The organism is Sorangiineae bacterium MSr11954 (genome assembly GCA_037157815.1).
Lineage (GTDB): Bacteria > Myxococcota_A > Polyangia > Polyangiales > Polyangiaceae > Pendulispora > Pendulispora albinea.
This window is the reverse complement of sequence record CP089984.1, coordinates 5,171,013-5,196,789: the sequence shown is the minus strand read 5'-3', so window position 1 is coordinate 5,196,789 and position 25,777 is coordinate 5,171,013. Positions and strand designations below refer to the sequence as shown.

The following is a 25,777-nucleotide window of genomic DNA, read 5'->3' as shown; positions in this document are numbered from 1 at the left end:
GGCTCAGGGCGCGAGGTTCCGAAGCACGACGCGCGCCGTATCGCGCCGGAGCTTGAAGTAGAGGCCCACCGAAGCCGCAGTCGCCATGAGCACATAGGGCGCCCACAACGCAAACTGCCATAGCGCATAGGCGGTTCGGTCCGCCGCGTATGTGCCGCTCGCGTGGGTGCAGGTGCTCATGCGATTGGGGCGGTAGGAATAGTGGAACGAGCCGCCTTGCGGGCACGCGACCGTGCTCCCCGCGATCTCGAAACCCATTCCGGTCAATCGCGGCACCATCGACGATCCCAATACCATCGGCACGAGCATCGCCACGAGCAGGAGGGCGATCCCCTTGGCCGAGTTCATCATCAGACGGCTCGGCGGCTGCGCGGGTGGACACGCCTCGTGCGGCCGCGCGAGCGACGCTCCCGTGTCGAGCGCGGCGACCAAGCCGTCGACCGCTTGCGGCGCAAACAACATGCGGGCGCGCCCCGCGTGCACATGCAACGCGGTAAAACCCAGGACGTCGAAATTGGTGAACAACGTCGTTGCAGATGGCGTGCGCACCCATGGGATGGGATCCGCGTGGTATCCAGCTGCTCCCACGGGCGGCGCGAAGATCCCGAAGCGTGCATCGAACCGAGCGTTTCCCGTGTGCTGCGGCGAAGGGGGAAAGGCCCCGAACACCGCCTGCGCGCGCTCGTGGGCGCAGATCATTTGATCCGGCAGGTCGGTCGGCATCTCGACGAGCGTGTGCAGCGGGGCGACCGGTCCGAAGCCCGGCAAGGCGGCCGCCCCCTGCGCCGGGTGGGGCGAAAGGGAGGCGCGAATGCCATCGCGACGCGTGAGCACGATTCCGCGTTCGGGAGCACCAAACACGCTCGGGGTGGCCGGCAGGGGTGCACCGTTCATGCCGAGCCCCTGGACATGGATGCCGCGGCGTGAGAGCTCCGCGTCGATGGCCGCGTGCGCGCGCCGCGCTCCGCGCACGTAGACCGCCACGAGCACGAACAGAAAAGCAGCGATCGCGCAGAAGAGGACCGGCAGGAGATAGGCCAAGGCACCGATAATTGCCACTTCTCGAGGCCGTGGCAAGCCCTCTCCCCCCGGCGCGCGCCGGAGATCGGAGCGACGTGCCCCCGAGCACTTGCCGCGCACGCGCCGGCCAGCACATAGTGTTACGCGATGTCGGCGCTGCCAAATGACGCACTCGTATCCAGAACCTTGGGGGACCGCGGTGAGACGGTGGTGTTCGTCCACGGGGGCGCGAGCCCGGAGCTCACGTGGTCACGCCAGGCGCCGCTCGCCGATCGCTGGCGGCTCGTCATCCCATGGCGACGTTGCTTCGACCCGAGCCCTCCCGGCGCACGCCAAGATTGGGAGGCCGATGCGCACGATCTTCTCGCGCTGTTGCCGCATCCGGCGCATGTGGTCACGCATTCCTATGGCGGCGTGGGGGCTGCGGTGGCCGCCGCGCGCGCGCCGCATCGCTTTGCCTCCCTGACCTGGATCGAGCCGCCGCTCTGGTTCGTCGCCGAGGAGGATCCCGACGTCGCGCGCGTGACCCGCCTCGCTCGGTCCATTGGCGATCCCCATGCCGATCCGAAGCTTCGCGCGGCCTTCATGCAGCTCGCAGGCATGCCACCGGATCACGAGGTCACGCGAGAGCTCGAACGCCTCGCCCGAAACCTGCGCGATCCGGGGGAGGCGCGCCCCGATCTCGCCAGCATTCGGGCCGCGCGCGTGCCGACCGCGGTCGTGTCGGGCGATCACGATCCCGGGATCGAGCGCATCTGCGACGCGCTTCATGACGCGCTTGGAGGCGAGCGCGTGATCCTCCGCGGCGCGGGTCACGCGGTTCAACGTAGCGCCGGGTTCAACGATTGGCTCGCGTCATTTCTCGGGAATGCCGCGCGCGAAGAGCATCGGGCGCGTCGGGCGCAACCCAAAACCTAAAAAAACTAGAAAGAGCGCCCACGAACCCCAACGCACGGGGAGGGGAGTTCATGCCCACGGATCATGGCATTTCTCCGTGGAAGCCCCCGAAGCTTCGTTTGAAGTGAACGAGCGGGCGCCCGTGCGTGGTCGACGTATGGAGCACGCGGCCCAAGACGATGGTGTGATCCCCCGCCGGGTACCGCTCGTGGCAACAGCACTCGAGCTGCGCGAGCGCCCCCTCGATGAGCGGTACTTGGGCAATGGGCCCTTCGCGCCGGGGAACATCGCGGAACCGGTCCAATCTGCGCTGCGAGAACTGCGAGGCGAGCCAGGCCTGCTCTTGCGAGAGAATGCTCACCCCAAAATGGGCGTCCGGTTGGAGGCGGTCGTGCAAGCTGACCTGCCGCCCGACGCAAACGAGAATCAGCGGCGGATCCAGCGAGACGGAGGTGAAGGCCGAGGCCGTAAACCCCACCGGCCCGTCCGGGGTGCACATGGTGACGATGGTCACGCCGCTGGCAAAGTGAGCAAGGCTTTCACGAAACGCGGACGACGAGATGGCATTTACCATTTTGGTCTCCTCCTCCTCTATAAGCCATTTCGAGTCCAAAGCACGCGCTTAGTCGTTGCTATGGCATCCGAACGCCAACCATGCGCGGAGGTGAAAATCACAACAACGAGATTCGAAGGGTTGGCGGTGTGTAGCGTAAGGCGCCGTTCATTGTCGCGAAGCTCGGCCACCATTGGAAATCTGAAATTGCCGGAGGCCTGGGAAAGGCAGCGTCCCAGTGAAACAAATTGCATGACATGAACGTACCGGGTTGCCGCCGCGCGACCCATGCCCCAAAGTCTGGATCTCGCAGCAACGCCGGGCGGGCGACGCACGCCCAAAAAAAGGGCGGCCGGAATGGGTCGCTGCCGTCGGGCACAGCGTCGAACCGCGCGTAAAAATAAGGGCGGAATGGGTCGGGAGGGGCCGCGGCAGCCGGACACGGCGCCTCCTAACGCGTAACGTAGATAGAGGCGCGATTGGCCGATATCGGCCGCGGCAGTTGGACACAGCGTCCACATTGCGCAAGCGGCGCCACCTCCAGCCCGTGTCATTTTCACAATTTCGATGCAGTTGCAGCATATCCGTATTTCCCGATTGTGAACGAAAAATCTGGATTTCCACGCAAGAGCCGACTATCAGACATCGAACCTCGAATTGGATTGTGAAATCCGATTATGAAGCCCAGTTAATAAATCCAATCAACTATCACCGGAGCGGGCAATGAATGAGTTGATCAAGGACGTCGTGATCCTTGGCGGTGGCACGGCCGGCTGGATGACCGCCTCATACCTCTCGAAGGCCCTTCCCGGGGTGAAGATCACGCTGGTCGAGTCCGCCGCCGTCCCCAAGATCGGGGTGGGCGAGGCGACCATACCCAATTTGCAGAAGGTCTTCTTCGATTTCCTCGGTATTCCCGAGACGAAGTGGATGAAATTCGTGAACGGGGGGTTCAAATCGGCGGTGAAGTTCGTGAACTGGAGAAAGCCCCAGCCCGGCCGCTCCAACCACTTCTATCACCTGTTCGGCAATCCCGCGTCCTGCGACGGGATCCCGCTGACGCACTACTGGCTGCTCAAGAAACAGGCCGGGTTCCAGACACCCATGGAATACGCCTGTTATCCGCAGGCGGCCGCGCTGGACGACAAGCGGGCACCGTGCCTCCTCGATGGCAGCCGGCAGATGCATCACGCGTGGCACTTCGACGCGCATTTGGTCGCGGATTACCTTCGCGGCTGGTCGATCGAGCGGGGGGTCACCCATATCATCGACGATTACGAGTCGGTGACCTTGGACGAGCGCGGGCATATCGTCAGCCTCTCCACCAAGGGCGGACGGACCATCGCCGGCGACCTCTTCGTGGACTGCTCCGGCTTCCGCGGCCTTTTGATCAATCAGGCCATGCAGGAGCCATTCATCGATATGTCGGATCACCTGCTGTGCGATAGCGCGGTCGCAGGCCAGATGCCGCACGACGACGCCCGCAACGGGGTCGAGCCCTACACCTCCTCGATCGCGATGAATGCGGGCTGGACCTGGAAGATCCCGATGCTGGGTCGGTTCGGCAGCGGGTACGTCTTCTCCAGCAAGTTCTCCACGCGGGAGCAGGCCACGGCGGACTTCCGCGCCCTATGGAACGTCCCCGAGGGCCAGCCGCTGAACCACATCAAGTTCCGCGTGGGCCGGAATGCGCGGGCCTGGGTGAAGAACTGTGTTGGGATTGGCCTCTCGTCCTGCTTCCTCGAGCCGCTGGAGTCGACAGGCATCTACTTCATCTATGCGTCGCTGTATCAGCTGGTAAAACATTTCCCGGACCGCTCCTTCGATGAGCGGTTGATCGCCCGGTTCAACGCGGAAGTCGAGTTCATGTACGACGACTGCCGCGACTTCGTCCAGGCGCACTATTTCATGGCCCAGCGGGATGACACCGCGTTCTGGCGCGCCAACCGGCACGAGCTGCGTCTCTCCGACAACATCAAGGAGAAGATCGAGCGTTACGAGGCGGGCCTCCCGCTCACCACCGGCGACCTGGACGATAATAGCTATTATAGCAGCTTCGAGTACGAGTTCCGGAACTTCTGGCTGAACGGAAACTATTATTGCGTATTCGCCGGCTTGGATTATCTGCCGGAGCGCCCGTTCCCGCGCGCCCGCTACCGAAGCGCCTCGATCGAGAAGGCGGAGGGAATGTTCGCGGAGATCGCCCGCAAGTCGGAGCATCTGAAGCAGATCCTCCCCACCAACCACGAGTACCTCCGGGCGTTGCATGAGCGGGGTTGAGGGCGCTCTGCCTCTTCCGACGCGGCCCGCGCCCGACTTCGCCGCGATGCACGCGGCGATCGCCGCACGGGATCCGCTGCGCGCGCTCCCCTCCTTGCGCCAGGTTCCGGAGTCGAACGTGCGCCAGGACTTCCCCGGGCTGCTGCGGCTGCTCCAGGGGTTGCTCCCGACCCTGGACGTGGTTCGCGGCTGGGACGCGTTCGACGCCGCCGCGGGGATGCGCGATCTCGGCTTCCTGATCGGGTCGATCCGGCGCCACGGCCACGAGCCGGCGGAGGTGCTGCCCGCGCTCGAGCCGGTGATGCTGGAGCTGTCGCGGCTCACCGGCCTGCCGCCCAGCGTGAACCTGCTCCACGTCACCGTCTGGAACCCCGCCGATCCCGCGCTCGAGCGGCGCTTCACCAAGGTGGATGCGGAGGCGCACCTCTTCGAGAGCGTCCGCCTCTCGATGGCGGCGCTGGAGGCGGCGGTCCACCGCACCCTGGAGCTCTACGAGGAGCCGCTCACCTCGCCGGCCTTCGCGCCGATGGCGGACGACGTCGCGCACCTGCTTCGGAAGATGGTGGACGCGATCGTCTACGCTTACCGCAACATCCCGCCGCAGATCTTCGCGGCGGAGCTGCGGCCCTACTTCGAACCGGTTCGCTTCGCCGGCAAGTCGTGGCTGGGGCCAGGCGCGGTGGAGATGCCGCTCTTCGTCCTCGAGCACGCGCTCTGGAGCTCGAGCACCACGCACCGCGGCTGCACCGAGTTCAAAGAGACGTACGTCCCGTACATCCTCCCGCAGCTCCGCCCGCTCTACCATCGCTTCACGGGCCGCCCCTCGCTGCTCGATCGCGCCGAGGCGGAGGCGCGCGATCGCGGGCCCACCGCGAAGGTCCTCGCCAGCCTGAAGGCGCTCGATCGCATCTTCGAGGTCATCCTCCGCTTCCGCGCGCCGCACATGCGCCTGGCGGAGCAGGCCTACGTCCCCGAGAACGAGGCGCACTCGGTGGGCAGCGGCGGCTATGCGCCCGCCATGCTCGGCGAGCTGCTCGCGCTCACCCGCGACGCCCGCGCGCGCCTCACCCTCTTCGACCTCTAACCCGATTGGTCGCCATCCGACGATCAGGAGCGTCCCGAATGCAGCAGCAGAAGACCAACGGCAGCAATGGAAGCAAGAGCAACCACTACGACGTGATCATCCTCGGGTCCGGGATGTCCGGCACCCAGATGGGGGCCATCCTCGCCAAGCAGAAGTTCAAGGTGCTCATCGTGGAGGAGGCCAGCCATCCGCGCTTCACCATCGGCGAGTCCTCCATCCCGGAGACGTCGCTGATGAACCGGATCATCGCGGACCGCTACGGCATCCCGGAGATCAACGACATCACCTCGTTCCACTCCACCTTCCGCAAGGTCGCGTCCAGCACCGGCATCAAGCGCAACTTCGGCTTCGTGTTCCACAAAGAGGGACGGACCCACGATCCGAAGGAGTTCACCCAGTGCATCATCCCGGAGCTGCCCTGGGGCCCGGAGAGCCACTTCTACCGGCAGGACGTGGACGCGTACTTGCTCCACGCCGCCCTCCGCCACGGCTGTGAGGTGCGCCAGCGGACCCGCATCACCGAGTACGAGATCGACGACAAGGGCGCGGTGCTGACCAGCAGCGACGGAGAGCGCTTCACCGCGCGTTACGTGGTCGACTGCGGCGGACCGCGGGCCCCGCTCGCGCTCAAGTTCGGCCTCCGCGAGGAGCCGTGCCGCTACCGGACCCACTCCCGCACGCTCTACACGCACATGCAGGGCGTGAAGCCGTTCGACGAGATCTTCACCACCAAGGGCCAGCGCTGGCGGTGGCACGACGGCACGCTCCACCACATGTTCCACGGCGGCTGGCTTTGGGTCATCCCGTTCAACAACCACCGCCGGTCGACCAACGATCTGGTGAGCGTGGGGCTCCAGCTCGATCCGCGCATCCACCCCAAGACGGACATCCCGGCGCAGCAGGAGTTCGACGAGTTTTTGGCCAAGTTCCCCACCATCAAGGCGCAATTCGAGAACGCGCGGCCGGTGCGGGACTGGGTCAAGACCGATCGGCTGCAGTACTCGTCGAAGAAGACGGTGGGCGATCGGTATGCCCTGATGCTGCACGCGGCGGGCTTCATCGACCCGCTGTTCTCGCGCGGTCTGGAGAACACCGCGGTCACCATCCATGCGCTGGCGGCGCGCTTGATCAAGGCGCTGCGCGACGACGACTTCTCGCCCGAGCGCTTCGAATACGTGGATCGGCTCCAGCAAAAGCTGCTCGAGCACAACGACGACTTCGTGAGCTGCTGCTACACCGCGTTCTCGAACTTCCAACTCTGGGACGCGTTCCACCGCCTCTGGGCCGTGGGCACCATTCTGGGACAATGGCGGCTGGTGCAAGCCCACGCCCGCTTCCGCGCCTCGCGCAACGAGGCGGACCTCGATCACCTGGACGACAACCCGCCCTACCTCGGGTACCTCTGCGCGGACATGGAGGGCTACGCCAAGCTTTTCAATGAGTGCAAGCAGGAGGTCTTCGCGGTCGAGGAGAAGCGCAAGTCGGCCGAGGAAGCGGCGGCGCGCATTCACCACCTGATCGAGCAGGAGGATTTCGCGCGGCCGATGTTCAACTTCGGTTACTGCATCACCGGCGAGCGTTATTTCAAGAACAAATCGAAATATAGCCTCGTCCCCGCCATGCGCTTGATGCACTGGACGCAGACCTCGGCGCCGGAGGAGGTGAAGAAGTACTTCGATTACAACCCGATGTTCGAGCTCTTGCGCTCTTACGTCACGACGCGGGTGGGGCTGGCCCTCAAATAGGGACCGCTCCGGGAGATCGAGAGCCATGAACGCCGAGCTGAACGAGCTCACCACCAAGCTGTCCGCGAGCTGGTATGTCGCGATGCTGTCGAAGGACCTGAAGTCAACGCCGGTGGCGGTGAAGCTGTTCGGCGAGGAGCTGGTGGCGTGGCGCGATGCCCGCGGGGTCCCGGTGGTGATGGACCGCTACTGTTCTCACCTGGGCGCCAGCCTGGCCGATGGCAAGGTGGTGGACGGGTGCATCCAATGCCCCTTCCACCACTGGCGCTTCGACGCCACCGGCGGCTGCGCCCACATCCCGGGCCATCAACCCGACGTGCCGCGTCTGGTGCGGATCCCGTCCGGGGCGCGGCAGCGAATCTACGCCACCGCGGAGCGCTACGGCTACATCTGGGTCTGGTACGGCTCGCAGGCACCGCAGCACCCGCTGCCCGAGGTCCCCACCGCCGACGTGGGCCGGCCGGACCACATGGTGCTCCGCGTGGCGTACGATACCCGGACCACCGTGCTCCGAATCGTGGAGAACTTCTACGACGCGCAGCACGCGGCCCCGGTGCACGCGCTGCCGATCACCGCCTTCGATCTCAAGGTCTTCGACGCGAGCCAAGCCAGCCCGGAGTTCGCGGGCATGGTGAAGGCCGGCGCGTGGTTCGGCGGGAGCATCGAGTTCAAGGTCAGTCGCTATTTCGGCGCGATGGGCATGTTCGCCAACCTGATCGGGCTGAACATGAGCCGGATGTACCTGACCTTCGACGGCTACCCCGGCGGGTGTCTCATGTCGGTGACCCTGGACAACGAGGAGAAGTACAAATTACTCCAGTGCGTCACCCCGGTGGACACGCGCGAGAACGTGATGCATGCGCTCATCGCCATCCCGAGGCGCGGGCGGTTCCGGGATCTGGCCAATTACGTGCTCTTCGGTTTGCAAACCAAGTCGGCCGCAGGCGCAGACGTCCAGCTCTGGAACGCGATGAAGCCCGACGGCGGCGGCGCCTTCAGCCGCTACGACTCCCTGGTCCTCAAATACCGCTCCTTCTACAAGCAGTGGGTCGACCGGGTGGGCCGCGAGCCTGCCACGCCATCGGCGCCCGAGGACATGCCGGCGGCGCGCAGCGTGGGCTAGCTAGATCCAATGCCGGTCACTTAACCCGTATACGTACCCGTTCCCCTTCCCAATCTTCTCTCCCGGAACCCTCGGGAACGGGTACGGGTACCGGGAGCGAGAGAAATCCTAAGTGAACAGCATTGGGGCCGACCAAAGGTCGCGGTCCGGCGTCGGGGCCTGCTCATGTATCCGCCGCAGGGCGGGCCGTCAGGGATGAATTAATGCCTGCGAAGGCAAGAAGGGTAATGGCGGCCGCTCCGATGGATCCGGCATAATTAGGGGCACTCAGCCCATCATGCTGGCCGATTCCGCCCAATAGGGCGGGGCGAGGAGGAGGCCGGCGAATCCCATGGTCGAAAGGTCGGGCATTTGGTTCCGAATCCGAGACGCCGCGCAAGACCGAATGAATTCAAAAAAACCGGAATATATATCCAAACAGGACTCGCGACTTGCGCGTGACGATGGATCGGACGCAATGCCGCATCGCTGCGCAGGTGCCCGATCGATTCATCCAACGAGGTGAGGGAGAGCTTTCCGGACTACCCGGTCCGAAACTTCTTCTCGAGCAATGTTACGAATGCGCGAACCTTCGGTGACAGGTTTCGCGCGCTCGGATAGACGGCGTACCAGTGAGTCGGCGGTAGCGCGAAGTCGTCGAGGATACTGCGGAGCGCTCCTCGTTGGACCGAGGGCTCCCCGAGGTACTCCGGCAGTCGCGCGATACCTGCGCCTGCCTCCGCGACGGCGCGAAGGACGAGGAAGCCGTTGATGGCGAGGTGAGGGCGCACGTCGATGGCGATCGGCTTTCTCTTGCCGCGGAAGGTCCACACCCGAGGCTGGGGGTGGCTCGTCATGATCATGCAGTGGTGTTCGCGAAGCTCGGCGGGGGAGCGCGGCTCTCCCTTTCGTTCGAGATAGGCGGGGCTCGCATAGAGGCGCATGGTCCCGACGGAGCCGAGCTTCTGTGCGACGAGCGTCGAATCCGGCATCGCGCCCGGTCGAATCGCCAGATCGAACCCTTCTTCGACGAGGTTTACGCGCCGATCGAACAGCTCCACGTGGATCTCGACCGCAGGGTAACGCTGCATGTAAATCGCGAGCACCTCGGCAAAGAACGGCGCGTTCTGCCCGATATCCACGGTGGTCGTGATCCGGAGGCGCCCCGACGGAGCGGCCTGAAGCTCGCTCACCGCGCGCTCCGCTTCGCTGACGGCGTCCAGCGCGGGCTCGACCCGACGCCGGTACGCTTCTCCGGCCTCCGTGATGCGAATCGTTCGCGTCGTTCGATCGAGGAGGCGCGCACCGAGGCGCTCTTCGAGTTGCGCCACCTTTTCACTGACCGTCGACTTCGACATCCCCAGCGCCGTCGCCGCAGCGCGAAAGCTCCGCTTGTCGATCACCTCCAAGAACACGGCGACGGCATTGAGGTCCAAGTCGATTGTCCGCATGGGCGGACAATGCATCCAATTTGCGATGCTTGTCTATCTTCGCGTGGTGTCGCATTTACTCGGAGGCGGGCGTGGTCCCGAGGAAAGGTCCAAAACAAGACGATGAAACTGTTCTACGCGCCGCACGTGTGCTCGCTGGCTCCGCACATCATTTTGCGGGAGCTCGGGCGGCCCTTCGAGCTCGCTCGGGTCGATCTACGCCGCAAGAAGCTCGCCGACGGTCGCGACTTCGCCGAGATCACCCGCAAGAGTTACGTGCCCGCGTTGGTGATGGACGACGGTTCCCTTTTCACGGAGGTCTCGGTCATCGTGCAGTACCTCGCGGACTTGCAGCCCGAGTCGAGGCTCGCTCCGCCCCGCGGAACGATGGAGCGCCTGCGCCTGGACGAGCTGGTGAGCTTCATCGCGACCGAGCTGCACAAGGCGTTTCTCCCATTTACCTTGATGCCAGCCGTAGGCCACGAAGCGAAAGATTGGGCGGCTCGGCGGCTCGCGCAGCGGGTCGGGCTCCTCGAAGAGATGCTCGGGCGCGGGCCCTACTTCGGCGGAGACGACTTCACGATCGCCGACGCATATGCCTTCTGGGCGCTCCGCAAATTCGTCGACGTGACCCACCAGGAATTGCCCGCGCGGCTGGCCGACTATGTCCCATTCGTGGGCGAGCGCCCGTCCGTCCGAGACGCGCTCGCGGCGGAGGGCATCCTGCCCGCGGCCCCCCGCGCCGATCGAACGGCGCCGTAGGAACCTTCCGTCATGCTCTCTCGAGCGGAGATCGGACTCGGCCGCACCGCTCGCGGATGCGCGAGCGAAGTAGGATTTCGTAATGTGATATTCAATGCAAACGCAGGAGCCGCCGGATCGATGTCGCGTGGTCGAGCACCCCACCCGGTCGCTTCGAGGCGGCGGGGAGGGCAGGGCAGCCACGGGAGGCGAGGTAGCGTCGATGACGCTCGTGGGTGGATGAGTCGCGGCGCGCACGATGTCTATTCGACTTTCCATTGCGCTAAAATGGCGTCGGGCGCGGGGGGGCCACCCCGCACGGCCATGCGGATCGCGGTGATCGACACATCGGCGCCATGAGCGGCGGCTGTGTCTTTGGCGCGGGGAGGACGATGGGGGCGCGGTGATCTACACTTCGACGTACGTCTCTTTTGAATACGGAGGCCTGCCGTGCAAATCGATGTCCCCAGCCAACCGGCTTCGTCGCTCAAAGCGTTTGGTCTCCAATATGTGATGATCGTGCTCGGCATTCTCACCGCACTGGGAACGGAGCAAGTGGTGCTCACCCTTCGACACCAATCCAGCGGGGAGGCGGCGCAGCACGAGATCGAGGCGGAGCTTCGGGCGAACCTGGAGGACATTCGGTCCACCGTGCGCTCGAACATCGAGCGCCACAAGCCGATGTATGCGCTGCGCGACGAGCTGGCGCGCGAGATCCAAGCGGGGACCCCCAACGCGACCATCCAAGAGCGGATCATCACGCCCTCGAAGGGAAGCCTCACGCTGAGGCTCTCACTCGCCACGTTCCGGCACGAAGCTTGGGACGTGAGCGTCGCGAATCAATCGGTCGCATACATCGCCGCGCCCGTGCTCCACCAATACGCCGCGGTGTACGCGGATCAGCGCGACTACCACGGCATCATCTACGCCAACGCACACGCCCTCGTCTCCAGCAGCCGCTACACCGATGTGAAGACCGACGTGGACATCGGCAATGTCGTGCCCCAAGAATTGCTCCGCGTGCTGAACCAGCATCTCTTCGCGGTCGAGCTCACCCAAGGCAACCTCCGCGGTCTCGAAGCCAAGCTCGCCAAGGTGCTCTCGGTCCCGAGCGAATTCGACGTGGGAACCACGCCGGCGGCCCGCGCAGCCGCGGCCCGCTGAGGCCCCGGCCGCGCAAGGCCAAACGCCGACCGCGCGGCAAGCGAATCCGTGAACGATGCACCTGTGCTAGCAATCGGCCCGTGCCTCGGCGTCGAGCGTGGGTTACGGGTGCGGTCCTGATGATGGCGTTGTCGCCGCGCGAAGCCGTGGCCGTGCGCCCTTTCATCACCGACGATGCGCGGGTCGTCGGTGATCGGGCCGCTCAATTGGAAACGTGGCTCCGCGTCGATGAAGCCGGCCCGCAGCACTGGACCGTGGTCGCCGCCGGACCGTGGGCACCGCTCGAAGTGTCCGCGGGTGGTTTTTATGGCCGCACCCGTGGCGAGGGCACCATGGCGGCGCCGCTGCTCCAGCTCAAAGCCTTGGCGCTCGAGACCCGACCCGGCGCGATTATCCCGGGGCTCGCGGTGGTGGCTGGGGCATTCGGGCCTTTTGGCGCCGGGCCCCTCAAGGTCGCGGGCTGGGACACGTTCGGGTACATCGCCCTCACGGAATCTCTCGAGGCGCACGACCGCGTGCTGCTGCATCAAAACGTCGGCTTCTTCACGACCACCCAGGCCGAGGGGCGCCATGTGTCGGGCACGTGGGGTATTGGCACGCAGATTCGCATGGTGGGCGGGCTGCACGTCGTCGGCGAGGTCTTCTCGGGAGACCCTTACGCCGATGCACCGGGTGGCGCATTTCAGACCGGGGTGCGGCACTTCGTGTCGTCCAGTGTCCAGGTGGATGCGACGGTCGGCGCGGGTATCTTCGGCGAATCCCTTCTACCGGCATGGGGCTCGATCGGATTTCGCATCGCGAGCGATCCGAACTTTTGGTAGCGCGTCCGGGCGAAGCTTCATGGATTCGACGCGCCGGCCTTTGCGGGGGGTAGGGCGGCGAGCACCCCTTCGAAGAAGACGTTCGCGATGTCGCCGATCGCGAGGTGCGCCATCGCGCGCACGTCGCCCGGGAGCTGCCCGGCCACGAGGAGCGACGCGAGCCCGTGCACGAGCGCCCACGCGATGATCGCCAGGCCGCGCGGATCGCGGTCCGCCCGCAAAAGGCCGCCCGCGCGGATCGCCTCGATCGCGTCGGTCAGCTGCGCGAAGCTCTTTTGCGCGGCGAGGCCGAGCGACGGATGCGCCGCCTGCACGTTGGCGAGCGGCAACCCGAACATCAGGCGGAAGTGGTGCGGATGCTCGACCGCGAAGAAGACGTACGACGCACCGAGCTCGCGCAGCGCGGCGCGCGGATCGCCGCCCGCGGCCGCGAGAGCGCGCGCGCCGTCTGCGGCCAACATCTCGAACCCCTCCTCCGCGATCGCCGCGAGCAGCGCCTCCTTGTCCGCGAAGTGACGGTACGGCGCGTTGTGCGTGACCTTGGCGCGGCGCGCGAGCTCGCGCATCGTGAAGTCACGGCCATCGGCGAGGAACGCGACCGCCGCGTCGAGGAGCGACCTCTTCAAGTCCCCGTGGTGGTATTGCCGGGCCATCGACCTCTCGTGCGGGAGGAGGTCTCCCGACCCGAGAACCCTAGCGCATTCGCGGCGATGTGGACAACGTCCACTTTGGGCCCTAGGCTATGTGGACAATGACCACATCAGCCGAATACGTGGAAGCAAACGCAAAGGACGTCCCGCTCGAAGCGGCCTCGCGGAGCCGGCAGCGCGCGCGGGTGCCGGAGCACGTGGACGTGGCCGTGATCGGGAGCGGCCTCGGAGGGCTGACCGCGGCGGCGTACCTCGCGCAGCGCGGGCTGTCGGTCGCCGTCTTCGAGTCGCACTACGTGGCCGGCGGGTGCGGGACCCACTTCGTCCGCGGCGGCAAGCACGATCGCTACCGCTTCGACGTCGGCCTCCATTACATCGGCGATTGCGGCCCGGGCGGCGATATTCCGCGCATCCTGCGCGGGGTCGGGATCGAGCTCGACTACGCGGCGCTCGATCCGGACGGCTTCGACACCTTGGTCTTCCCGGACCTCGAGTTTCGCATCCCCGCGAACGTCGAGCTGTATCGCGAGCGCTTGATCGCGGCGTTCGCGCACGAGCGGCGCGCGATCGATCGCTACGTGCGCCTCCTCGAGCAGGTGGGGCGCGCATCGCGGCGCGTTCAATCCAAGGGGAAGCTCGGCGCGCGCGACGCGCTCGCGCTCTTCTTCGATCTCTTCGCGCTCGGCCGAAACCAGAACCGAACGATCGCGCAGGTGCTCGACGCGTGCGGCGCGCGCGATCCGAAGCTCCGCGCGGTGCTCGTCGGGCAAAACGGCGATTATGCGCTGCCGCCGAGCAAGGTAAGCGCGTTCCTCCATCTCGGGCTCGCGGAGCACTACTTCCGCGGCGCGTACTATCCGAAGGGCGGCGGACAAACGATCGCCGATCGCCTCGCCGCGCGCATCGAGGCGTGCGGGGGGACCATCCACCTCCGGCGCGGCGTCGAACGGATCGTGATCGAGGACGGCCACGCGCGAGGCGTTCGACTGGAAGCGAAGGCTGGCGGCGCGCCGGTCGACGTGCGCGCGCGCGTCGTCCTCTCGAACGCGGATCTGCGGGTGACCTTCGAGCGCCTGATCGGATTCGACCACTTGCCCGCATCGCTGGTGACGCGCACGCAGCGCTTCGAGATGGCGGCGGCGCTCTTCATGACCTTCCTCGGCGTGCGCGGCGCTCTCTCCGCGCGCGGCATGCGCCCCGCCAACTATTGGCAGTTCGACGACTACGACATGGAAGGCCACTATGCCCCGAGCCGAGGACCGCTCCGCGCCCACGGCTGTTACATCACCAGCGCCTCGATGAAGGATCCCGAGAACGCGCTCTTCCACGCGCCCGCGGGGATCAACAACGTCGAGGTCATGACTGTCGTACCAACCGGTGACCCGTGGCACGTCGGCGACGAAGCCGCGCGCGCGTATCGCTACAAAGACAACCACGCGTACCGCGCGCTCAAAGACGAGCTCGAGGCCGACATGATCGCGCGCTTCGATCGCCTCTTCCCCGGCGTCGCGAAGGACATCGTGTACCGCGAGTCGGCGACCCCCGTCACCCATCAGCGCTACACGCGCACGTTCGACGGGTCGCCGTACGGGCTCGCGGCCACACCCGCGCAGTTCATGAAGAACCGCCCCGGCTACCGCGGCCCGATCCCCGGCCTCTATTTGTGCGGCGGCTCGACGCGCGCTGGACATGGGATCGTCGGCGCCATGAGGGGCGGCGCCCAGGCGGCTCGACGCATCGCCGAGGCGGCGGAGCTCCGCGTATGATCGGCGCTCGGCTGCGTCCCGTCGCGGGCTCGCGAGGCGATCCTCGTTGGTCGCGACGGCGCGCCCCCGCGGCATCGACCCATCTGGATTCACGGGACTGAGGAGGGATTAGCCCCACCAACGGCAAGCGGACCTCGACGGTCGTGCCCACCCCCCGACGGCTGGTGAGCACGTTCGGGATCAGTTGGCAGGCTTGCCGAACCAGCGGGCGAGGTGGTCGTTCAGGTCCTTTTGTTGCTCGCCGATCCAGGCGACGTATCCGTCGGGGCGTAGCAAGAGGGCCGGAACGTCCAGTGCCGCAGCGGGATCGGCGATGAGGTCGACGCGATCCGACCAGCCCTCGACGGACAGGCGTTCGGTGCGGTCGAGCACCAGGGCGCGGCCCCGATGCAGTTGGTCGTAGAGGTGGCCCTGTTTCAGGTCGATGTCGCGCAGGCGGCGGCCGAGCCGATCGGGGCCTGCGCCGAAGTCGTAGCGGATGCCGATCGCGGTGATCTTCTCGATCAGGTATCGATTCACCTCGTTGAGGTCCATCAATTCGGTGAGCAGCCTGCGCAAGGCCTGCGGGCCCGGATCGGTGGAGGACAATGCCACCTGGGCGCGGGTGTTATTCAGTACGTCGTCGGCGACCGGATGACGTTCGGTATGGTACGTGTCCAGCAACGTTTCCGGCGCCCAGCCGCGGATCTGTGCGGCCAGCTTCCAGCCGAGGTTGAACGCGTCTTGAACGCCCAGGTTCAGGCCCTGACCACCGGCGGGCGGGTGGATATGCGCCGCATCGCCGGCCAGCAGCACCCGCCCGATCCGGTAGCGCTCGACCAGCCGGGTGGCATCGCCGAAGCGGGACAACCAGCGCGGGGAGTGCACGCCGAAATCGGTCCCGGCGATGGCGCGCAACTGCTGTTTGAAGTCCTCGAGGGTGGGCGGTTCCGTGCGATCCTCGCGGACGTCCGCGGCGGGGACCACGACGCGGTAAATCCCATCGCCGAAGGGCCCGAGAGTGAACACCTTGTTGGTCGCCTGGATTTCGGTCACCTTGGCGGCGATCTCCTCCTTCGGCGCGCGCACTTCCATCTCACCCATCAGCGTATCGTTCCGCGAGGGCTCGCCGGGGAAGCCGACGCCAAGCCGTTTGCGCACCGTGCTGCGCGCGCCGTCGCAGCCGACGAGGTAACGCGCCCGCAGCCGCTCCCCATCGGAGAGAGAGACGGTCACCCCCTCGTCGTCCTGTTCGAGCCCCGCCACCGCGCAACCCCGCCGGATCTGCGCACCCAGGTTGACCGCATGCTCTTCGAGTAGACGATCGATGACCGGCTGCGGGATGCCCAGCAAATAGGCGTCCGTGGAGTCCAGGCCCTCGGGCGCGGGTTTGGGGATGGCGGCGAAGATACCGCCGACCGGACGCTGTCTTCCGCGTTCGAGAAAACGCTCGCGCAGTCCGCGCATCGCCAGGAGCTCGAGACTGCGAATATGCAGACTCACGACGCGGACGAACGACGACACGGGCTCGGGTTCCTTCTCCAAAACGAGCACCCGCACATCGTGCAGCCGCAGTTCGGCGGCCAGCATGGCACCTGTCGGCCCGCACCCAGCAATGATCACATCGAACATGAACCACCCATTCGCCCAATTCTCTCCCAGCCCGTCGCCGTGCGTCTCGTCATCAGGTCTTTCTCCTCGGAATGCGTATGCGTGAAACTCGTTGGAATGTCGTGCCCGGCTTGGGTAGGCCGTGTTCACGCGCCGATCGGGGAAACCTCGCGGATCCGACCGTCGGCCACCTGGAACACGGCCGTTGCGGAGCTGCCTTGTTGGACATTGGCGAGACAGCAAACCTCCGTCACGTCCCCGGTCGGATGCCGAATGGTAGCGCGATACGATTTGTGCATATGGCCGCACAGAATCAATTGCGGCCGCAGACCATCCGCCAGGAGCCGCCCGTATTCATTTCCGACTTTGTCGTAGCGCATGCTCCGCCGCTGCTGTTCGAAGTCCTCGGCATCGGCGGGATCCACGATGGCCTCTGGCCAGTCGTGAAGCAACAAGACGTCGGCGCGCTCGAAACCGAGGGCTCGTTCGATGTCTCCTTCAGTAAAATAGGTAAAAGCCTTGTTCGATACTTTGCCGATGCTGGAGAGGGGCGGGCGCGTCTGCTGGAACGCGTCCTCACGGTAGATGCCCGAGAGCCCCACGATGCGTAGGCCGTGCAGCTCGATGGCGCTGGCCCGTCCGAGATAATGGCAATTGGGCGTGAGCTCGAATCCCTCCGGCCGCGCATCGAGGAAGCCGTACGGCTCGTGGTTGCCGCCAATGAAGTACAGTGGCCACGGAAACACCTTTGCGCCCGAGGCATAGTCGGAAAAGTCACCGAGCTGTTTGTATTTGGCAGGCGCCGCCATCGTCGCCAAATCGGCTTCGTGCCGATGGGGCTCGAAATCACCCACTTGGAACACCAACGACAGCGACCGTTTCGAGCGTTTTTCCCACGCGGACAGCAGCCGCACCATGGCGTGCATGGCTCCATGGGTGTCACCCACGGCTGCAAAGAAGAAGTTCTGGTGCGTATGGGACATCGGCGTATTGGCCCGACCAACAAGGATGCAGCATCTGCCCGACGAATGGGCGAAAAAGAGCAACGGCAAAGAGCGTGCCGGATGCGCCTGCACGATCTCGGACGACGGCGCCGGATCGCGCGGCTCTGGGAAGCGTTGAAAGGAAGGTCCGGCAATGGAAAGGTCCAAAGCTCTCACGTTCGTCTCCTGCACGATTTGCGGCGGCGCCGCCAAATCACCATTCGAGAGCCGCTGCGAAATGTGCAGCGTCCTCGAAGCGCAAGTCGAAATCGAGGTACCAGTCGCATCGTCTGTGTCGAGGTACTCGTGAATTGCCGCATGCAGGGACCTTCGCGCACATCGCACGAGATCGATCTGGGAACGCGCCAAGGGCGTGGACGATCATGGCCGCTGCGCGGAGGCACAATCTGACACATCCTACGTCGGCATTTCGCGATGGCGTTCCGTACCGCGGATGGCACGGTAATCGCTCTGTCCTTGACTCGGAGGTTTCGCGCATGCGGAAGAGCGGAAGCACGACGAGCCAATTGGGGCGCATTTTTCGTGGCATCGTTCGGACCTCGGTGGCTTCATCGGGGGTCGCGGCATCAGCTGCCCTCCTCGTGTCCCAAGCAAGTGGGTGCGGCACCAACAACAGCTCATTCGAGCTCAAAGGCGATTCAGGGAATCGCGTGGACATCGACGACCCGACGCCCTTTGACGAGCGTCTGGCCATCGAGAGTTTCGAGCCGCTCCGATGCTACGATCCGCGCCACTACGATCTGACCGAGCTCGCAATCAACACGGGCAGCGACTACATCGATTTGCGCTCGCAGCACTGGCGAAACCATCCCGACGGCGGCGATGACGTGAAAATCGTGGCCGACGTGGCCGGCTCGGGGGGCACCGCGTGTGCAACGGCCAGCGATCGGCCGGCGTGCGCGCGTGCAGTCGCCGCGGTAAACGCGACCGGTGGTTTCGTGACCGCGGGCTCTCCCATTGGATTCGAGAACGCCTTCGTGCGAACACGCGGCAACGACGTCGCGGTTTTTCGAACGAAGGAAGAAGTCGCGGCGCTTTTCGGGCCCATCGACGTCGGGGTCGAGGCATGGCTCCGGGCGTACATGGAGGGGTACACCATCGCGTGTGGGGAGCGTACGGTGCGCGTGAGCTCGGACGGGTTCGAGGTGATCGCGAAGAAGGTGACCGGCGACTGCGATCCCATCGTCATCACGCGCTACCTGCTTCGCGTCGCGCGCGACGGCACGGTGGCCGTGCTTGCGGACGAGATCGCGAGCCGCCATTATGGCTACTGCATCGGGCGTCGTCCGGAGGGACTCGAGATCGCTGTACCTTCGGATTCGACGTATTCGCCCGTGGGGCGCTATTTTGCGGAGGTTGCGCACCTCGAGGCGGCCTCCGTCATCGCGTTCCGGGCACTCGAGAGAGAGCTCACGCACCACGGCGCACCGCGAAGCCTGCGCCGCCGTGCCGCCCGCGCCGCACGCGATGAGATGCGGCACGCCGCAATGACGGCGCGCATTGCAAAGCGCTACGGCGCCACCGCTCCGACAACCCCCGTGGTCGCATCGCGGAAGACGCGCTCGCTCGAGGCCATGGCCATCGAAAATGCCGTCGAAGGGTGCGTGCGTGAAACCTTCGGTGCGCTGGTCGCGACCTATCAGGCCGAACGAGCGGGCGATGCCGTCATCGCGGCGGCGATGCGCATCATCGCACGAGACGAGACCCGTCATGCAGGGCTCGCGTGGGAGGTCGCCGCATGGCTCGATGAAAAACTCTCGCCCAAGGCCCGCGCACGGGTCGCACACGCGCGCGCGGCTGCCATATGCGAAATGCTAGAAGATGCGCATCTGCCAGTCGCCGCGGAGCTGACCGCACGCGCAGGCCAGCCGCCGCCACGCGAGAGCGCACGCATGGCCGCCGAGTTGGCGCGGGCCATGTATCGTCGCCCCATCGCAGAGACCATCGGCTAATTGCGACGGAGCATCGAGCGTGCGTGCGGCTTCGTCGGTCAACCACCGGAGCGCGTCCGAGATCGAGACAGTCACGCGCCGTCCGGTCTCCTGGAAGACGTCCTCGGCTTGCGCGACGACGATGCGCTTTAGGCGGACGTGTTGCTCGCGCGTAAGGCGCAATTTACGCTGGCGTCGCGCACAGCGTCGCGAACCTCGATTTTGGGGTGGCCAATACGTGCCATTGTGATGCCCGATCTTGCACAACAATGTGGCATCGTGGCGCATCTGCAGGGGCGAGGAGAAACGCGATGGATGGCGATCCGCGGAGCGGTCTCGATGTCGCGCATATACTCTCGGATACGCTCGCGCGACGCGGTGCCGCCCGAGGGGCCTTCAACGGGCGCGGCGCAGTGGCTGTATCCCTCCTGCCAACCGCGTCGTGATTCCGTCGAGCAGGCGGCCTAGATTTGGCGGTGCGAATGACGGAGCTATCGAGCGCAGCGCTACTATGGGGACTCGCCGAGCTGCGGGGGGATGGTGATCTTCCCGAGAGGAGCCTCGAGCTCGTGGGGGAGGAGGCGGGCGCGCGTGGCGAGCCAGTTCATGGGGGCAAGTTCGACGACGCGTCGTTTGGGCCAACTCGGCAGGACACGAAACAGGTCGCGCAAGTATTCCTCGGAATCGAGTCCGGCGTGGCGCGCGGATGCGATGAGCGAAAGCCATGTGCAGGCCACTTCCGCGGCGTCGTCGGAGCCCAGGTGCATCCAATTTTTCCGTCCGATCGCCACATGTCGAATTTCGCGTTCAACGTCATTGTTGGAAAGTGGAATGCTCCCGTTCACCAAAAATCGCGTGAGCGCCTCCCAATGATTGTGGCTGTACCGAAGGGCGCGGGAGAAAGGCCCGCGTGGATCCACGCTGGGGTCGTCGAGCAGGCAATCGCGGGCCCTGGCGAAAATCTCGACCAGCGGTGCAGAGCGCTCTTTTCGAATCAAAAGGCGTGCGTCGGGCGAAAGGTGCGCGATGTCCCTCTCGATGGTGAACAGCTCGTCGGCAAGCTCGACGAAACCGCGCGCCCGCGTGTCGGTGGGCAAAGCAAAGAAATACTTGCGCCGGCAGTGTGCCATACAGCCGGCCTCTTTCGGCGCGCCGGGAGCGCGAAACAATTCGTCGTACACACTGGAGGCGTCTGCGACGACGATACCGCCAAATTCTTCGAGCCAGCTTTTCGGCATGTCGCTCGTGTGCAGCGCGGAATAGCGAAAAAAGACCTGCGCCCGATCGGCAAGGAGCACCCAGATGTGAGCTCTTCGATCGTGGGGGCTTGCCATCACGCGCACCCCCGTCGCATCGATGCCGATGACCTGGCACTGAGCCAACGCGTGTTCCCAAGCCGCATCGACGACGAGGCGCGCCACCGGCTCGGCGAGCTTTTCCCACGCGCTCAACGTGGAAACGGGCACACGCACACCATGCCGGGCGATGATCTTCGACAGGCGCGTGTACGGGATCTGATCGCCCCATTTCGAGTGAATCGTGTGGGCGAGCATCGCAGGATCGGGCAACGCGCGCGGAATCATCTCGTCGGGCACGGGCTCGATGTGCACGGCGACCGAGGCATCGTCATTGTCTTGGGCGAACTTTTTCCGGACCACACGCAATCGTGTATACCCGGACTTACGGAACGCCAATCGGTAAGAGACCTCCTCACCGATGTAGCGGGCTCCCTCAGGAGTTTCGCCGGGCGAAATGTCCACGGTTTCCACGGGCAGGTGCTCGGGAAGCTGCCCGCGCCCATGTGGAGTACGGCGCTTTCGGACACCGCTCGGAGGCGACGGGGGCACGCGATCGGGGCCGGCCAGTGGCTGCGCCGCGTTGGGCTTTTCGGGCTCGGCCGGGGCCGGCGATGGCTCACTGCCGAGAATCGTCGCATCGAGCAGCACCTGCAACGTGCTTGCCGGCAAGCGCTCGCGTTTGACGCCGAAAAGCTGCTTCGAGAGCCATGCCACCTGCGCCTCGAGGGCATCGATGCGCACGCGTTGCGATTCACTTTCGGCACGTAACCGTGCGTTTTGCTCGCGAAGCTCTCTATCCTCAGCCACAAGCCTCGACACCGCATCCGAGGACGCTCCTTGGGCCAGCGCCGCAACGAGAGCGGCCGCGATGCTGGCATTGGGGGGCGTGACGGGCGACACGGCTCGATGCATCGAGAACGTCGTGCATATCACGATATCGCATCATGCGATATGTATTCAGTGTACGCTGCTATTCTTTTTCTTACCTTCGACGGCGAGTCCTTCGAGAAATCGGGCAAACGCCTCGGGACTCATTTCCATACGCGAGGCGCCCTCGGTGCGCGGCGGCGCGACGAATACCCCCTGATCGAGGCGCTTGTATAGAAGCGCATATCCGGTGCGGTCGTAGAATAAGACTTTGCACCTGTCGGTCGCCTTGTTGAGAAACACGAAGAGCGAACCTCCTCGCGGATCGTCACCGAAACGCTCGCGCACAATCCCCGCGAGCCGATCGAAACTGATGCGAAGGTCGACCCGCTCGACACTCACAAAGATGCGGACATTCGCCGAGAACATCAGCTCTCCTCCAATACGCCGATCAACGCGCGAAGTACGGTGACGTTGGCCCCCGTCTGCACACGAAGTATCCGACCCGAGCGAAGAACCACTTCGATGCTGTCATAAGGCGAGGATGTCCCGCGCGCTACAGCGGTCGTCGCAATAGGCACCTCGGGTGCGGAGGCCTTGCGCGACGGCACAACCTCGACAAATCCCTTGCCGACTTCGGTGCTCGCTTCGGGCCGCGCGATCTTCCTCTTCCACCACACCAACGTCCGTGGATTCCACCCGTGCTTCTTCGCATATTCGCCCGCGCTCTCCCCGCTGGCCTCCCACGCCGCGATTCGCCTCACCCACTCCGGCCTCTTCGCTCGCTTCCTCATGCATCGCGAGTTTGCTGCCGCTTCGGCCCCTCGTCACGACGCGCTCCGCAGGACGGATACCAGTGGCTCGGCAGCGCCCAGAGCAACTGGTCGCCGGTCGTGAACACGCTGTTCACGCCTTCGCTCACGTTCATGCGGCGCAGCCCGCCGACGGCCACGCGTAGGGAGCGGCTAACCGCGGCGGACGTCAATCGCTCCACCGACTCGGCTTTCGTGTTCGGAATGAAGTCTACCCACCCGTGTGCGTCGCGGATCAAGCGTTCCAGGCGATCAGGACCGACGTCGTCCGCGCAGGATTCCTCGATCAGGCGCGCAGGGAGGCAATCGGCGGCTCTGCGAATCGGTTCTCGCGAGCTGGTCGTTGCAGCGCGCAGCAGTCGATGCCGGCGGGCAGATCGTCGACCCAGCCGGCCATCGACCGCGCGCCGGCACCGGAGTGCGGGAACAACACGAGACGCGGTCCAGCAGCGGCGCGCAATGTGCGGACCGCGCCCGACCCGGCGCCGGCGGGCGGTTGGTCCCGAGGTCGCGACGGCGAGGTTCATCATGTTTTCATGTTCGGCCGCCGCGCGAATGCAGTTGCGCACGAAGACGGCGTTCGGCGGCGGCGGCGCGCGCACAGCGAGCACGTCGTACAGTGACGTGCAATGATTCTGCGGGCACCCGCGCGGTGCTACGGCGGTAGCTCGCTGACTTGGTACCTGAACGAAAGGTCTTGTCTAGGAACTTCCAACGAGGAGCCCGCATCCCGAGTCGGCTGCGGACAGCACGAAGCGTCGAAGTTTCTCGAATGCTCCCGCGACCCACTCGCGATCGTTGGCGTCGTACCGACCGTCGAACGGGTAGCGCTCGACCATAACGGCCGTGTCGTTCAACCGCGCGTCGATGGTCTCTCGCGAAAGCCCCGAAAGCTCGGCGGCGATCGTCGCCGTACGTGCCGGAGCGAAGATACGACCCGGTCCGTACGTGAACTCGTAATCGATGGTCTCGTCGCCGCCCCCGAGGAGGAAAGACGCGACGGGTGGCGACGAATCGCCGGTGATGACGTAATCGACCGCGTCATACGCCTTCTCCAAATCGATCATCCGCCCTGGCTCCATGACCCATCCCGTTCCTCCCTCCTGTCCAAAAAGCAGGATCTCGAGCTGGTTCTCGGTCAACTTCGTGAGCGCATCGAATTCGGAAGCGAACACGCGATAGACTTGGATGTTGATGCTCATGGTACCTGCATCCTACGTCATTCGTGCCGTGCATCTTCCCGGTCATCGACGATTTCGTTACTCGACGAAGCGACGACGCGGAACATCGTCGTTGGCATGATCGGCGATCGGGCAAATGTGCGATCGTCGGAGACGACGGTCATAGGCGGTCCAGGCAGAACGGCGTCCCCTTCGAGGAGGAGCGGAGCTCGGTGCCGAGAGGGACGAATCCGCGCTAAGTTAGCGGCGGGCTACACGTCGCATTGGTTCAAAACGGCTATCGGGTATGACCAGGCCGATCGGGTGATCGCGCAGTCGATGGGAATGGAGGTTCCCGCGATGCAAGGGCAGTCCGTGACGGCAGGTGGCCTCACGGGGAAAGACTTGGTCACGACCAGCTATACCGCGCGGGGACTCGCCAATAGGGCAGGGGGGAGCTACGGTGCTCTCACGACGCGCAGGAGCGTAGACGCCGACGGGCTCGTAGGGGCCGTCACGTATGGGACACCGCGGGCAGTAGCAAGCTACGAATATGACACGCAACGACGCCTCCAGCAGGCATGCGTTCGGCGTAATCCTCCACCGATTTGGGGCGCGCCCCCGGTGGGCTACACGGCCCCCTCACCGTCGGTGAGCGCCCAAACCGTGCTTGAGGACCTCACGATCGACCTTTACGATGCTCTCGACGACCCGCTGCACGTGACCATGCGCGACTTGCTGCCGAGTGGCCTGCTGGGCGCAAAACCGATCACCACCGAGCCGTTCTCGTACGACGACCAGTCGCAACTTCGCCGTGTGGAATACAGCACCGGTGACGATGTGCACGTGTCGCCGTTTGCCGACGAGGCGTCGGCCTTCTGCTGGAGGGGCTTGGCGACGAGATGCAACGCTCCGCGACACTGGCGACGAAGGCGAACACGCGCAGCATCGTTTCCTCCTTGAGGCCGCGCACTCCGTTCATCGGGCGCGCGGGACGAACGCCGAGGGCGGGCAGCCGAACTCCGCGCGGAACGCGCTGGTGAAATGGCTATGCGACGAGAAGCCGCTCGAAAGCGCGATGTCGGTCAACCGGCCGGCGCCGCGCCGCAATTCGAACAGCGCGATCCGCAGCCGCACCCGCGTGAGATGCCCGTGAATCGTCTCGCCGGTGACGAGCCGAAACACGCGACTCGCGTGGAAAGGCGACGTCTTGCACGCCGCCGCGATGCTCTCCAACGTAAGGTGCTCGGCAAATCGCGTGGCCATCACGTGCTGGAGCTCGTGAGCCAATCGGCGCCGCGACGGCGAAACCGTGAGCTCCCGCGCCGCGCGCTCCGAGGCATCTTTGGGCGTGAGGATCCGAGCCACCAACGCCAGCGCCGTCTCCTCGATGGCAACGGGATCCCTCGCACCCAGGAGACGGAAATGCAACTTCGCCACCTCCGGTGCAATCCGGCATGCGTGCGTCGCCCGGCCCGGCATCTGCGCGCTCGCCAATTCACCGCGAAGAAAGATCAGCGTGCTCGTTTGCGGCCGCGCCGTGGGCGACGCTCTCGCATAGCCGTCCTCCGCCGTGGTGAACGCGGCCGTTGTGGCATCGACCACCTGCCGGTGCCGCCCACGCGCCCGCAAGTGCACACCTGCGCGCGGCAGGTCGAGCTCGTCGTAAGTGGGCACCTCCCGAGACCACGGTCGTTTCTGCCCATCGCAGTGCCACTCCGCGACCAAAAGATCGCGCCCCACGAACATAGGCCGCATCGGAGAACCAACGCTCCAGTTCATTCGAGCAAGATCCTGATAGCCGACGTTCAATCGCACGCCATCATGCTGGCACGATGCTTTGTCTTGTCAACGCTGCGCAC

At 65.2% G+C, this 25,777-nt stretch carries 23 protein-coding genes; 11 read left to right on the top strand and 12 right to left on the bottom strand.

Annotated elements, in window-relative coordinates:
• Positions 1–3: 3 nt before the first annotated feature.
• Positions 4–1,041, bottom strand: coding sequence for a hypothetical protein (locus LZC94_20400; protein WXB19574.1), 1,038 nt, complete (start codon positions 1,039–1,041; stop codon positions 4–6).
• 165 nt (positions 1,042–1,206) lie between these two features.
• On the opposite strand from LZC94_20400, the gene LZC94_20395 reads away from it, so the two are divergent.
• Positions 1,207–1,938: an alpha/beta hydrolase gene (locus LZC94_20395; GenBank protein ID WXB19573.1), complete on the top strand. Its 732-nt coding sequence runs from the start codon at positions 1,207–1,209 to the stop codon at positions 1,936–1,938.
• Between the two features lie 61 nt (positions 1,939–1,999).
• Here LZC94_20395 and LZC94_20390 read toward each other — a convergent pair whose 3' ends face one another.
• A complete protein-coding gene (locus LZC94_20390) occupies positions 2,000–2,491 on the bottom strand; it encodes a flavin reductase family protein (GenBank protein ID WXB19572.1) in 492 nt (163 codons plus the stop codon).
• Between the two features lie 702 nt (positions 2,492–3,193).
• Here LZC94_20390 and LZC94_20385 point away from each other — a divergent pair.
• From LZC94_20385 to LZC94_20370, 4 genes are read left to right on the top strand one after another with little or no spacing between them, the layout of a single operon-like run.
• Positions 3,194–4,750: a tryptophan 7-halogenase gene (locus LZC94_20385; GenBank protein WXB19571.1), complete on the top strand. Its 1,557-nt coding sequence runs from the start codon at positions 3,194–3,196 to the stop codon at positions 4,748–4,750.
• Complete coding sequence (locus tag LZC94_20380; GenBank protein ID WXB19570.1) at positions 4,737–5,834, top strand: DUF1864 family protein; 1,098 nt, start codon at positions 4,737–4,739, stop codon at positions 5,832–5,834. Before LZC94_20385 ends, LZC94_20380 begins: the two co-directional genes overlap by 14 nt.
• 38 nt (positions 5,835–5,872) lie before the next feature.
• Positions 5,873–7,579 (top strand): tryptophan 7-halogenase, encoded by a 1,707-nt coding sequence (locus LZC94_20375; protein ID WXB19569.1) that lies wholly within the window; start codon positions 5,873–5,875, stop codon positions 7,577–7,579.
• A 25-nt stretch (positions 7,580–7,604) separates the two neighbouring features.
• Positions 7,605–8,702 (top strand): Rieske 2Fe-2S domain-containing protein, encoded by a 1,098-nt coding sequence (locus LZC94_20370; GenBank protein WXB19568.1) that lies wholly within the window; start codon positions 7,605–7,607, stop codon positions 8,700–8,702.
• 521 nt (positions 8,703–9,223) lie between these two features.
• Here LZC94_20370 and LZC94_20365 read toward each other — a convergent pair.
• On the bottom strand, positions 9,224–10,132 hold the full coding sequence (locus LZC94_20365; protein ID WXB19567.1) for a LysR substrate-binding domain-containing protein: 909 nt from the start codon (positions 10,130–10,132) through the stop codon (positions 9,224–9,226).
• A gap of 102 nt (positions 10,133–10,234) precedes the next feature.
• Here LZC94_20365 and LZC94_20360 point away from each other — a divergent pair, with 102 nt between their 5' ends.
• The 3 genes from LZC94_20360 to LZC94_20350 all read left to right on the top strand — a co-directional run bounded on the left by LZC94_20360 (position 10,235) and on the right by LZC94_20350 (position 12,837).
• Complete coding sequence (locus LZC94_20360) at positions 10,235–10,873, top strand: glutathione S-transferase N-terminal domain-containing protein (protein WXB19566.1); 639 nt, start codon at positions 10,235–10,237, stop codon at positions 10,871–10,873.
• Between the two features lie 429 nt (positions 10,874–11,302).
• Complete coding sequence (locus tag LZC94_20355; protein ID WXB19565.1) at positions 11,303–12,016, top strand: hypothetical protein; 714 nt, start codon at positions 11,303–11,305, stop codon at positions 12,014–12,016.
• Positions 12,017–12,135: 119 nt separating this feature from the next.
• Positions 12,136–12,837, top strand: a complete 702-nt coding sequence (locus LZC94_20350; protein WXB19564.1) for a hypothetical protein — start codon at positions 12,136–12,138, stop codon at positions 12,835–12,837.
• Positions 12,838–12,854: 17 nt separating this feature from the next.
• Here LZC94_20350 and LZC94_20345 read toward each other — a convergent pair whose 3' ends face one another.
• A complete protein-coding gene (locus tag LZC94_20345; GenBank protein WXB19563.1) occupies positions 12,855–13,490 on the bottom strand; it encodes a TetR/AcrR family transcriptional regulator in 636 nt (211 codons plus the stop codon).
• A gap of 98 nt (positions 13,491–13,588) precedes the next feature.
• Between LZC94_20345 and LZC94_20340 the strand changes: the two genes are divergently transcribed.
• The gene (locus LZC94_20340) at positions 13,589–15,253 is read left to right on the top strand and encodes an NAD(P)/FAD-dependent oxidoreductase (protein WXB19562.1); all 1,665 of its coding nucleotides are present in this window, start codon (positions 13,589–13,591) and stop codon (positions 15,251–15,253) included.
• A gap of 180 nt (positions 15,254–15,433) precedes the next feature.
• Here the strand turns inward: LZC94_20340 and rox are convergent, their stop codons facing one another.
• Both rox and LZC94_20330 read right to left on the bottom strand, forming a co-directional pair.
• Positions 15,434–16,864, bottom strand: coding sequence for a rifampin monooxygenase (gene rox, locus LZC94_20335; GenBank protein ID WXB19561.1), 1,431 nt, complete (start codon positions 16,862–16,864; stop codon positions 15,434–15,436).
• A gap of 125 nt (positions 16,865–16,989) precedes the next feature.
• Entirely contained in the window at positions 16,990–18,039 is a 1,050-nt protein-coding gene (locus LZC94_20330) for a metallophosphoesterase (protein ID WXB19560.1), read from the bottom strand.
• Positions 18,040–18,428: 389 nt separating this feature from the next.
• Between LZC94_20330 and LZC94_20325 the strand changes: the two genes are divergently transcribed.
• Positions 18,429–19,799 (top strand): ferritin-like domain-containing protein, encoded by a 1,371-nt coding sequence (locus LZC94_20325; protein ID WXB19559.1) that lies wholly within the window; start codon positions 18,429–18,431, stop codon positions 19,797–19,799.
• Between the two features lie 488 nt (positions 19,800–20,287).
• On the opposite strand, the gene LZC94_20320 is transcribed toward LZC94_20325, so the two are convergent.
• The 5 genes from LZC94_20320 to LZC94_20300 form a co-directional block, all read right to left on the bottom strand.
• A complete protein-coding gene (locus LZC94_20320) occupies positions 20,288–21,817 on the bottom strand; it encodes an IS66 family transposase (GenBank protein ID WXB19558.1) in 1,530 nt (509 codons plus the stop codon).
• Between the two features lie 216 nt (positions 21,818–22,033).
• Complete coding sequence (tnpB, locus tag LZC94_20315) at positions 22,034–22,372, bottom strand: IS66 family insertion sequence element accessory protein TnpB (GenBank protein ID WXB19557.1); 339 nt, start codon at positions 22,370–22,372, stop codon at positions 22,034–22,036.
• A complete protein-coding gene (locus LZC94_20310; protein ID WXB19556.1) occupies positions 22,372–22,707 on the bottom strand; it encodes a hypothetical protein in 336 nt (111 codons plus the stop codon). The genes tnpB and LZC94_20310 overlap by 1 nt, the downstream gene beginning before the upstream one ends.
• Positions 22,708–22,733: 26 nt before the next feature.
• Positions 22,734–23,357: a hypothetical protein gene (locus LZC94_20305; GenBank protein ID WXB19555.1), complete on the bottom strand. Its 624-nt coding sequence runs from the start codon at positions 23,355–23,357 to the stop codon at positions 22,734–22,736.
• A gap of 99 nt (positions 23,358–23,456) precedes the next feature.
• On the bottom strand, positions 23,457–23,957 hold the full coding sequence (locus tag LZC94_20300; GenBank protein WXB19554.1) for a YfbM family protein: 501 nt from the start codon (positions 23,955–23,957) through the stop codon (positions 23,457–23,459).
• A 609-nt stretch (positions 23,958–24,566) separates the two neighbouring features.
• Here LZC94_20300 and LZC94_20295 point away from each other — a divergent pair.
• Complete coding sequence (locus tag LZC94_20295; GenBank protein ID WXB19553.1) at positions 24,567–24,878, top strand: hypothetical protein; 312 nt, start codon at positions 24,567–24,569, stop codon at positions 24,876–24,878.
• Between the two features lie 15 nt (positions 24,879–24,893).
• On the opposite strand, the gene LZC94_20290 is transcribed toward LZC94_20295, so the two are convergent.
• Positions 24,894–25,673 carry an AraC family transcriptional regulator gene (locus tag LZC94_20290; GenBank protein WXB19552.1) on the bottom strand — a complete coding sequence of 260 codons (780 nt, stop codon included), beginning with the start codon at positions 25,671–25,673 and terminating at the stop codon, positions 24,894–24,896.
• Positions 25,674–25,777: the final 104 nt, after the last annotated feature.

Excerpts from the sequence above, each read along its gene's own strand:
- LZC94_20390 (WXB19572.1), bottom strand. The coding sequence starts at position 2,491 with ATGGTAAATGCCATCTCGTCGTCCGCGTTTCGTGAAAGCCTTGCTCAC.
- LZC94_20385 (WXB19571.1), top strand. The coding sequence starts at position 3,194 with ATGAATGAGTTGATCAAGGACGTCGTGATCCTTGGCGGTGGCACGGCC.
- LZC94_20380 (WXB19570.1), top strand. The coding sequence starts at position 4,737 with ATGAGCGGGGTTGAGGGCGCTCTGCCTCTTCCGACGCGGCCCGCGCCC.
- LZC94_20375 (WXB19569.1), top strand. The coding sequence starts at position 5,873 with ATGCAGCAGCAGAAGACCAACGGCAGCAATGGAAGCAAGAGCAACCAC.
- LZC94_20370 (WXB19568.1), top strand. The coding sequence starts at position 7,605 with ATGAACGCCGAGCTGAACGAGCTCACCACCAAGCTGTCCGCGAGCTGG.
- LZC94_20365 (WXB19567.1), bottom strand. The coding sequence starts at position 10,132 with ATGCGGACAATCGACTTGGACCTCAATGCCGTCGCCGTGTTCTTGGAG.
- LZC94_20360 (WXB19566.1), top strand. The coding sequence starts at position 10,235 with ATGAAACTGTTCTACGCGCCGCACGTGTGCTCGCTGGCTCCGCACATC.
- LZC94_20350 (WXB19564.1), top strand. The coding sequence starts at position 12,136 with ATGATGGCGTTGTCGCCGCGCGAAGCCGTGGCCGTGCGCCCTTTCATC.
- LZC94_20345 (WXB19563.1), bottom strand. The coding sequence starts at position 13,490 with ATGGCCCGGCAATACCACCACGGGGACTTGAAGAGGTCGCTCCTCGAC.
- LZC94_20340 (WXB19562.1), top strand. The coding sequence starts at position 13,589 with ATGACCACATCAGCCGAATACGTGGAAGCAAACGCAAAGGACGTCCCG.
- rox (WXB19561.1), bottom strand. The coding sequence starts at position 16,864 with ATGTTCGATGTGATCATTGCTGGGTGCGGGCCGACAGGTGCCATGCTG.
- tnpB (WXB19557.1), bottom strand. The coding sequence starts at position 22,372 with ATGTTCTCGGCGAATGTCCGCATCTTTGTGAGTGTCGAGCGGGTCGAC.
- LZC94_20300 (WXB19554.1), bottom strand. The coding sequence starts at position 23,957 with ATGAGCATCAACATCCAAGTCTATCGCGTGTTCGCTTCCGAATTCGAT.
- LZC94_20290 (WXB19552.1), bottom strand. The coding sequence starts at position 25,673 with ATGCGGCCTATGTTCGTGGGGCGCGATCTTTTGGTCGCGGAGTGGCAC.